General features: G+C 34.2%; 13 protein-coding genes. 3 read left to right on the forward strand and 10 right to left on the reverse strand.

The window, feature by feature from the left end; genetic code table 11:
- The first annotated feature begins 72 nt into the window (after window positions 1–72).
- Both ABH942_RS12175 and ABH942_RS12180 read left to right on the forward strand, forming a co-directional pair.
- Window positions 73–534 carry a MarR family transcriptional regulator gene (locus tag ABH942_RS12175; RefSeq protein ID WP_370032315.1) on the forward strand — a complete coding sequence of 154 codons (462 nt, stop codon included), beginning with the start codon at window positions 73–75 and terminating at the stop codon, window positions 532–534.
- Window position 535: 1 nt separating this feature from the next.
- On the forward strand, window positions 536–1,039 hold the full coding sequence (locus ABH942_RS12180) for a transposase (RefSeq protein WP_370032317.1): 504 nt from the start codon (window positions 536–538) through the stop codon (window positions 1,037–1,039).
- Between the two features lie 17 nt (window positions 1,040–1,056).
- Here ABH942_RS12180 and ABH942_RS12185 read toward each other — a convergent pair whose 3' ends face one another.
- The 8 genes from ABH942_RS12185 to ABH942_RS12220 form a co-directional block, all read right to left on the reverse strand.
- Window positions 1,057–1,695 carry a GNAT family N-acetyltransferase gene (locus ABH942_RS12185; protein ID WP_370032319.1) on the reverse strand — a complete coding sequence of 213 codons (639 nt, stop codon included), beginning with the start codon at window positions 1,693–1,695 and terminating at the stop codon, window positions 1,057–1,059.
- Window positions 1,667–1,987 carry a hypothetical protein gene (locus tag ABH942_RS12190; protein ID WP_370032321.1) on the reverse strand — a complete coding sequence of 107 codons (321 nt, stop codon included), beginning with the start codon at window positions 1,985–1,987 and terminating at the stop codon, window positions 1,667–1,669. The genes ABH942_RS12185 and ABH942_RS12190 overlap by 29 nt, the downstream gene beginning before the upstream one ends.
- Before the next feature lie 176 nt (window positions 1,988–2,163).
- Window positions 2,164–2,382, reverse strand: coding sequence for a hypothetical protein (locus tag ABH942_RS12195; RefSeq protein ID WP_370032323.1), 219 nt, complete (start codon window positions 2,380–2,382; stop codon window positions 2,164–2,166).
- 8 nt (window positions 2,383–2,390) lie between these two features.
- Window positions 2,391–3,356 carry an RHS repeat-associated core domain-containing protein gene (locus tag ABH942_RS12200; protein ID WP_370032325.1) on the reverse strand — a complete coding sequence of 322 codons (966 nt, stop codon included), beginning with the start codon at window positions 3,354–3,356 and terminating at the stop codon, window positions 2,391–2,393.
- 589 nt (window positions 3,357–3,945) lie between these two features.
- Entirely contained in the window at window positions 3,946–4,323 is a 378-nt protein-coding gene (locus tag ABH942_RS12205) for a hypothetical protein (RefSeq protein ID WP_370032327.1), read from the reverse strand.
- Window position 4,324: 1 nt separating this feature from the next.
- Window positions 4,325–5,644, reverse strand: coding sequence for an RHS repeat domain-containing protein (locus ABH942_RS12210; RefSeq protein ID WP_370032329.1), 1,320 nt, complete (start codon window positions 5,642–5,644; stop codon window positions 4,325–4,327).
- Window positions 5,645–5,922: 278 nt separating this feature from the next.
- A complete protein-coding gene (locus ABH942_RS12215; protein WP_370032332.1) occupies window positions 5,923–6,366 on the reverse strand; it encodes a hypothetical protein in 444 nt (147 codons plus the stop codon).
- A 195-nt stretch (window positions 6,367–6,561) separates the two neighbouring features.
- Window positions 6,562–7,374 carry an RHS repeat-associated core domain-containing protein gene (locus ABH942_RS12220; protein WP_370032348.1) on the reverse strand — a complete coding sequence of 271 codons (813 nt, stop codon included), beginning with the start codon at window positions 7,372–7,374 and terminating at the stop codon, window positions 6,562–6,564.
- Between the two features lie 114 nt (window positions 7,375–7,488).
- Here ABH942_RS12220 and ABH942_RS12225 point away from each other — a divergent pair, with 114 nt between their 5' ends.
- Complete coding sequence (locus ABH942_RS12225; protein WP_370032334.1) at window positions 7,489–7,656, forward strand: hypothetical protein; 168 nt, start codon at window positions 7,489–7,491, stop codon at window positions 7,654–7,656.
- 239 nt (window positions 7,657–7,895) lie between these two features.
- On the opposite strand, the gene ABH942_RS12230 is transcribed toward ABH942_RS12225, so the two are convergent.
- Together ABH942_RS12230 and ABH942_RS12235 are read right to left on the reverse strand one after the other, a co-directional pair.
- Complete coding sequence (locus ABH942_RS12230; protein WP_370032336.1) at window positions 7,896–8,432, reverse strand: hypothetical protein; 537 nt, start codon at window positions 8,430–8,432, stop codon at window positions 7,896–7,898.
- 10 nt (window positions 8,433–8,442) lie between these two features.
- The coding region (locus ABH942_RS12235; protein WP_370032338.1) for an RHS repeat domain-containing protein at window positions 8,443–9,378 on the reverse strand (936 nt) is incomplete at its 5' end.

Consider the following 9,378-nt stretch of genomic DNA (forward strand, 5'->3'; position numbering starts at 1 on the left):
CAGGATAGTGTTTTTGGTATATAAAAAAATAATATCTTTGTTACTAAGATATTTAGTTAATAAAATAAAAACATGAACGATTTACTCCAACAATTGAGACTGGCAAGCCGCCAATATTCAGATGCTTCCATTTTTATGCATGAGGCAATTGCCCGCAAAGCAGGTTTGGCGGGTTCTGATCATAAATACTTGGGGCTTATTTTACTACATAAGGAATTGACAGCAGGAGAACTTTCTAAATTGACAGGATTGACGTCTGGCGCCGTTACCGGATTAATTGACCGACTGGAGAAAAAAAAGCTTCTCAAAAGAAAATTTACCAAGGATGACCGAAGAAAAGTAATCATCGTGCCTAATGAAGAAAATGCCATGAAATTATTACAGCCGCTTTTTGTGGAACTGCAACAAAAAACAACAGCATTGATTGCTTCTTTTTCATCATCGGAAATGGAAGCTATAAAGCGCTATTTTTCGGAAGCAACTGTCATAATGAAAGAAGTAACCGATTCGATGAACCTTAAATCAGATGATTAAAATGGAAAATATTACAACAAGCTATCTGTCAAGAGCAGAGCTATCGCTCTGTATTACGACCCTTGTTTATTTTATGATGAACGGAGCCCAAATTTTTGAAACATTGCTTTTTGTTCCTAAATGGACAATTTCGCCACCGGATAATTTTAAACTTTTATTAGACGGGCAGGGTAGCAGCCTGAAAATTTTCTGGATAATGTTCCATTCCCTACATGAAATTACTTTTTTACTGGCGTTGTACTTTTGTTGGAAAATAGATCCTGTACGGAATTGGCTTTTAGTCTTGCTCGCCATCCACATTGCAGTAAGGATTTGGACACTTTCTTATTTTGCGCCTGCTATTATCGACTTTCAAAAAATGGCAATTGCACCCAATGAAGCAAAAGATTTGTTCAGCAGGGTTAAGCTTTGGCAAACGCTAAATTATATACGGGTTTTTATTTTTGTAGCCGTTTCGTTGGGAATGATACCGTTATGTATCCGATTGTTTAATATGAGACATTAAAAGTAGTGCCTTCTCTGTTATGAAACAATAACAATCGATGTATACAAACTGTACACTTCCCAGCCTAAAGATTGGTATAGTTGTTTACCTTCTTCAGTAGCTACCAATAAGTTTTTGGTACTATTTTTAGAGATAGCTATTTTTTCAAGTTCTCTTATGATTATAGTAGCAAGACCTTTTCTTCTGTGATTGCTGTCAGTTATGATTCGGTCGTATACCACTATGTCATCAACAAGTACAACCCGACCAATAGCTGCTTCTTCGTTATTTTGAGTCAGGATTCTGACTACAAAAGTTGAATTATAGTTATCAAATTCCAAATGGTATTCGGTATCGAGATGACGATTTGGAAAAACCATTGGCTCAGAACACGCCATCATATAACCCTGTGGTTGGAGCGTCCACTTTTCAGAAACATGACTTCTTATTTCTTCAGGAGAGGCACAGGCTTTTAAAAAAATCCAGGGTTCATTGATTGTATTAGAAAGTTGGATAAAATCCTCGTTTAGTTCTGGAAACACATATCTTTCTTTTTGTTTTGTATCTCCAACTTCAACTTTAAAACCGGATTTGAATGCAATTGGCAACGGCAATTCTCTTGATAGCGACCAGGCGGTAAGCCATTTTTTAAGGATATCTGGAGAGATTTTTTTCATAGGTTTTTCCTTTGCTGATGATTGGCTGATGAATGTTTTTAGCAATTGTTACAATTCTTTTTAATAATGTTGTGGTTGAAATTTTTAATATTCGCGCAGTACTCCTTATTCCCAAACCTTCTTTGGTAAAAATAATGATGTTTTTATTCGTGCTTGTTTTACAAGCATTGTAATAGTATTCTTTTTGTTGTCCTTTTCTGCAAATAGTGCATTTATAGCGTTGACTTCCATTGATTTGAAAGCCATTTTTAATACATTTTCCATTACAAAAATTACATTCGATTTTTACCACCTATTTTGATACATTAAGTTATTATAAAAGCATTTTAAGGCATTTTAAAACCCTAAAAATAGAAAAGACGACCAGTTGATCGTCTCTTCTTTAATCAAAATTTTTAATTTAATACTGTTTTTCAGATGGTTATGTTGCTGTTTTGTAAGAACACCTAATCTGATACATTCCCGATTTTATTTCAACAATTCAACTTTTGCTTCTTTCAAGGCTTCAATAAATACATCAAGATATAAATCAATTTTTATTTTATCTTCAAAAAATTCAATTTTCATTTTGTCAATACCCTCATCTTTTTGAACCATTGCAATTTCTTCATCATCAATCCGTATATATGCAACGAGTTCTTCGTAATCTATCGGACTTCCTATTATTATTTGAAATCTTTTTTCCATAGCTTTCTCTATTTAGTTATTTCTCTAAAACCATTAAATAATCCTCCTCGTGATACCCCAAAACCCATTCCTGTTGTTTTGTCAAAAATATTGAATCCCCCACTAGCCGCTTGTTGAATAGTTTTATTTTTAGAAAATAAAATATCTTTGACTATATTTAATGCGTCTTGATTGGCTGTTTTGTGAGAAAATTTTATGCCAGCAAAAGCTGACCCCTCTCTTCCTGCGTGTTTTTGTAAAGCTATTCCTACGGTAGTAAGTCCTTGGTCTCCCCAAGGCCTTGTAGCACTTTCTAAAAAATTATCAATTGATTTAATACCCCCGTTGGAAGAACCACCTTTAAAAAATTTACCTAAAATTTTAAACAATTTATTAGGAGTCTCTATCAAAGCGGCATCTCCCAATAAACTTCCAATTGCATGAGCTCTATTGTTATATCTTCTTAAATCCATTAGTTCGCCATCTAAATAAAACACAGTACGGCCTTCTTCATTTGTGTCCATAGTTAGACGTCGATTTGTAATATCCCAAGCACTTTTTTCTCCTACCATTGCTGCCGTATTTTCAGCTTGCTGATAATAAGCTGCCCAATCTTCTTTCGTCCTACAGCTTGGGCAATCATTATCACCCATAGCTGCTTCAAAAGTAGATTCATCTCCGCCTTGAGTCCTATACCCGTTCTCATCCCAATCGTAATAAATCTTTGCAGTTTGTGAAGCTTCTGCCTTCATACCGTCAGGGTCAATAAAATAAACGGGATTATTAAGAGCGTATGCATAAGGAGAAAACCTCCTGGATTTCTCCGCCAACGGGTCAATATTCATCCACCTTCCCAAAGCAGGGTCATAATTCCTAGCCCCATAGTCGTGCCAGCCAAGACCCATCTCGTCTTGGAATTCTTTTCCGTTGTACTTATAATTATACGGTAACACTGGTACCAGAGGCTCCGGAGTCACCGGATCTTTTATAGCCAATGCGCCCCTATATTCCCTGTGAACCAGAAGGTCTGAGTTGTAGTTGGTATGCTTTAGCCCGAAAGGATAATAATGGTCCTCTTCCAGTATCTTAAGAACGTTTGGATTTTCCGGGTCTTTGGCATAAGAAAGCCTGATGTTGCCCAGATGGTCGGTATAATTATAAACATAGCTGTAGGCTATGGTTCCGCTGATATCCGTAGCCCTGACATAACCCTCGGAAGTAGGGAAGAACTGTAGGTTCCCGTCCCTGTACTGGAACCCGTCCAGATAGTCGATTAGACCTGATTCCTGCTGCTGACAGCCTTCCTGACTTTTTTCCCTCCGGAAGTATAAAGGTAACTAATTTTCTGGTTTCGGAGCCAAAAAGTATCTTCGTGGGAAGGTTCAGGTGGCTGTAGCGTATGTCGGATATGCCCTTGTTTTGGTTTAAAACCATTTTCTTCGATTTAAACCATTATATCATAAAAAAACAACCCGAAGGTTGTTTTAGTTTTTCTGCGATAATAATATAAGTTGTTGGTAATCTGTTGGTATATGTTAAAGTAGTTGTTCGCTAACACATCTGATATGTTACCTATTTAGATGCTTAATTTCTTAAATAATTTAAACCTTTTATATTATCAGACGAATATACCCTGAAATCATCATCTCTTTTCCATACAAGAATATCGTCGATAATTAGTGAGGTAGAGTTTAAATTTGAAGTTACATCAGTAAAAACTTCTTCCAATTTTAATTTAAATGTTGACCCAACTTTTATTTTTCTTATATTCTTAAAAATAGTATCCGTTTTTGCTGTTAAAATTAATGCTTTCTTTATAATATTTTTTTTATTGCAGCTTTTTACAGTAATTACGTAAGATGAAATTGTAGAGTCAATATTTACAACTTTATACCTTTGATATTCTTGTGAATGAACAAATGTAGAAAATAGTAGTAATATTAATAAATATAGAATTTTCATGTTATTTCTTGATTTTTAAATTTTTAGCCGTATAAAGTAGTTTTTCTGTTTTTCTATCGCCTCTAGTTAATATAACATTTGCATCTGCTGTTTTTGCTGCCACATTTGAAGCTTCAACTTTTGCTCCATATGATAAATCTCTTCGGTTTTTGTCCATTTCGTTCGCCTTGTTATGTGCACTAGTATAAGCTGCTTTGTCTTGCTTATAATCACCAGCTCCTGGAGAATCTTTTGCACCAATTGCTGCTTCCAAAACTTCATGTAATACAGTTACTCCTCTTTTCTCACCAGAGAAATTTTCAATTGCCTCTAGCTGATTTGGGTTAATTAACTGGAACGCGTTGGTTTTTCCGTTTTCTACCGTACTTCCCATAAACATTCCTCCTATTAATAATGCATTTTCATAGGTATTTGATTTTGTAGTTTCAATATTAACTGTCATTTCATCACTATTTATTGCATCTTGCAATGTCGTATCTGCTTCAGTTAATGGACCAATATTAGTTTGGGCAGCACTGAGTTTTCCTTGACTATCCATATTCAAAGTTAAATTATCAACAGAAGATTGAAGCATGCTTTTTGCTTTTTCAGCTAAGGAGCCCCTAATAATAACATCATCAACACCCATTCCGTCAGGGTCAATAAATCTCATAGGATTGTTCATTGCATAATTATATGGCGACCATCGTCTATATTGCTCCGCCAGCGGGTCTATATTCATCCATCTTCCAATCGCAGGGTCATAATTTCTTGCTCCATAGTCGTAAAAGTTAAGCCCCAGCTCGTCCTGGAACTCCTTCCCGTTGTACTTATAATTATACGGTAACACTGGTACCAGAGGCTCCGGAGTCACCGGGTCTTTTATAGCCAATGCGCCCCTATATTCCCTGTGAACCAGAAGGTCTGAGTTGTAGTTGGTATGCTTTAGCCCGAAAGGATAATAATGGTCCTCTTCCAGTATCTTAAGAACGTTTGGATTTTCCGGATCTTTGGCATAAGAAAGCCTGATGTTGCCCAGATGGTCGGTATAATTATAAACATAGCTGTAGGCTGTGGTTCCGCTGATATCCGTAGCCCTGACATAACCCTCGGAAGTAGGGAAGAACTGTAGGTTTCCGTCTCTGTACTGGAACCCGTCCAGATAGTCGATTAGACCTGATTCGAGCAGATTCCTGCTGCTGACAGCCTTCCTGACTTTTTTCCCGCCAGCGGTATAAAGATACTCAATTTTTCGTATTTCCGAACCGAAAAATACCCTTGAGGGGAGGTTCAGGTGGTTGTAGCGTATGTCGGTGATGGCCTTGTTTTGGTTTAAAACCATTTTCTTCGATTTAAGACATTATAAAATAAAAAAACAACCCGAAGGTTGTTTGATTTTTTTTTGATTGTAAAATTATAAATTATTGATTTTCAAATTAAATTAACTATAAAACAAGAGTATCAACACATCTGATACATTACACCCTAAAAATAGATGAGACGACCAATTGGTCGTCTCATTTTTTAATGAAAATTTTTAAAGTAATATTGTTTTCAGGTAGTTATAATGATGTTTTATAAAAACATCTAATCTGATACACTACCAGGATGGCTGTCTCTCTATTCTCCATACATATTATTCTTTTCCCCAGCTAGGATAATTTTAAATTCATTACTTATAGAATCAGAGATTTTTATAAATTTTCCTTCAATTGGAATATTAGTTCCAATTGAATTAAAGCGATAATAAAAGGTTTTGTATTTAACTCTATAAATAGTAGTTTTTATAGTATCTTCCATGTTAGGTTTGGGAAGAATACCATTGCTTATAACTTTGTACCTTTTTATAATATACTCACAATCATTAATTTTCTCAATTTTGTTTAGATAGATTATTCCATATTTTGTGCTCTTTTCTAATTGAAAATTACCTTTTCTCTCCATTATGAATTGTCCGTATTCTGTGTCATTCTCAAAAATGCCCTCCTTAAAATCTTTGCAATCTTGAGAATATAAAGCAACTTTAAAAAAAGTTAAAAACACTATCAATATTATTCTTTTCATATAATTTTAATTATTTCATTTATAACGATTACAATTCCTAAAAGAGTAGCTATAAAACCCCCAGTGTAAATTTTAATAATATTTCCAAAATTATTATTAGTTCTAGTTGTTTTGTTGGCTAAAATAATTACAGAAATCCCAAAAATAAGAATGAGTATGCCGAAAATGAGATTGATTATATTCATGAGCTTATGTCTATTGGGCTTGATTTGGAGTTAGAGTTGTAGTTGTGGTTGGAGTGATTATGATTGGTGAAATATATTCGTCATATAGTTTATCTAGGGCCTGTATTTGGGCATCAATGATATATTCTTGAACTTCGTTATTGGTGCTGCTTTTTGCTGCTGTCCCGAGACCTCCAGTAACAACTTCTTTAACAGCTGTTTCTGTAACTTTTGTGTAATTACCTTCTGCAATATCTATGGTGGCATTAATAGTTTTTCCAACTCCTGAAATTCCTTGACCTATCGCTATCACTTCTGGTTGACCCGTTACAATTCCAGCTGTAGTAATTACATCACCTCCAGTTTCCATTCCAGATGCACCATCTCTTACGATCTTTTTTGTTGTTGTTTTTGTTTCTTGAACAATCTTTTTTACTGATTGTCCCATTACGCCATAGTCTACTACTTTATTGATATTAAGACCAGCTACATTAGTGTTGCTTTTTTCTCTTCCTGAAATTCCAGCATTTACTCTATTGATAATTGCCGTATTTAAATTTTTTCTTGGAGCTTCTAATTTAGTTTTCAAAATAGCTCCTTCTCTTAATAAATAATTAAAAACATCATTAGGTAATAATTCCAACCCTTCAAGCTCTCGACCCATTCCCATTTTGTTTTCTTGAAATGTATAAGTTGAATTGTAAGGATAACTTTCTGCCAATGGGTCAATATTCATAAATCTTCCCAAAGCAGGATCATAATTTCTCCATTTGAAACTATCCCAATTCAATCCTAACTCCTCTTGGCGTTCCTGACCTTGAAACTTATAATTATAAGGTAACACTGGTACCAAAGGTTCGGGAGTTCCCAGGTCTTTTATCCCTAAGGCACCCCTATATTCCCTGTGAACCAGAAGGTCTGAGTTGTAGTTGGTATGCTTGAGCCCGAAAGGATAATAATGGTCCTCTTCCAGTATTTTAAGAACGTTTGGGTTTTCTGTATCCTTAGCATAGGAAAGCCTGATGTTGCCCAGATGGTCTGTATAGTTATAGACGTAGCTGTAGGCTATGGTTCCGCTAACGTCCGTCGCCCTAACATAACCTTCAGAAGTAGGGAAGAACTGTAGGTTCCCGTCTTTGTATTGGAATCCTCCCAGATAGTTTAAAGAAACAGCATTTAGTTTTTATTTTAAATGCTGTTTTTTGGTTTAGTCTATGCTCTAATATGATACATTAACTCCAAAAAAACAAGCATATAACTTGTTTTTTAGTTTAAATTAATATTATGGTTGAAATTGATTCTATCGCTAACTCTGATATACTACCAGCATCAACATATTTGATACGTTAACTGAAACACTATCACTCATTTATTACATTCTAAAACAGGAATTGGTATGTTTCCAATTCGGGTAATTATCCTTTTATAAATTTTTAGATTGTTTTTACATATAAAGTAATCAACACCTTTCTTTTTATCATCTATGGAAGATTCTAAAAAAGTTATCCATCCTCCTTTATCATCCTCAAGCATACTATATTTTTCTAATTTTGAAAAGACCTCTTTGTCTATTGTGTAATTGTCATCCCACCAGATGAAAAGTTTATTGTTTAATTCAAAGCATCTACTTGGTAATTTGTTTTCTTCAATTTTTTTTTCCTTAGAATATAAATATTTGTTGTCAAAGCTTTCGATAATCATTATATGATATAAATCATTATTTAATGATTCAAAATGTAATTTAAAAACTTTTCCTTTTTCAAATAAACTAGTATTTGAAAAATCTATGATAGTATTTTGAATTGCATCCTCATAATTTCCATACGATATAAGGGATGTTTTATAACTATTACATCCCCCAAAAAATAAAGAAGTAAAAATGAGTATAGAGAAATATTTCATAATAAAAAGTTTAAGGTTTTGTATAATCAATTATATATGGAAATTTATTACCATATTTTGGATAGGTTAAAATATAAAATAATAGGTTAGGATTTGATTTTAAGCCTTCGTTTCTCGAATCGATATCTGCTTTTGAAGGTTCAAATCGGGTAGATTCATTAGGATGAGTATGGAATTTACCTCTTAATTGATAGCTCAAAAAAACCTCTGTAGATGAACTTATTTTTCTAATTGCTGCATGTCCATTATTTTTGTTTTCGGTATAAGAATTCTTTTCATATGCACCAATAGTCATGTGGGTAATTTTATCTTGACTATCTTTAGAAAAATAAGCCCCTCCTATTTCTGTGCCAACATAATTCGATAGCTCTAATGCAAATTTTTCAATTCCTTGTCTTGAAGGCTGTCCTTCACCTCCAACCTCAAAAACATTACTATCTCTTTTAAAATTTTGTCCGTCTTTTAAAATATTTTTTTCTATATCATTAATAGCTACTTTAGCTTCACCCTTTTTATTATATCTTACTTCACCTTTTGAATTAGTTTTTAAAATTCTATCAGGTTCATCGTTTGCTTCGCCAATCTGTTTTATTTCGCCAGTTTTTTTGTTTAATGTAAAGTCTGTCAATCCATTTGGATCAAATCTAAATAAAGGGCTGTTTTGGACATAATTATAAGGATTTAATTCATGTCTTTTTTCTGCCAATGGATCAATATTCATCCACCTTCCAATCGCAGGGTCATAATTTCTGAAACCAAAATCATAAAAGTTAAGTCCCAGCTCGTCCTGCAATTCTTTTCCGTTGTACTTATAATTATAAGGTAACACTGGTACCAAAGGCTCCGGAGTTACCGGGTCTTTTATAGCCAATGCGCCCCTATATTCCCTGTGAACCAGAAGGTCTGAGTTGTAGTTGGTATGCTTTAGCCCGAAAGGATAATAATG

Source organism: Flavobacterium sp. 28YEA47A, from assembly GCF_041262125.1.
Classification (GTDB): Bacteria; Bacteroidota; Bacteroidia; order Flavobacteriales; family Flavobacteriaceae; genus Flavobacterium.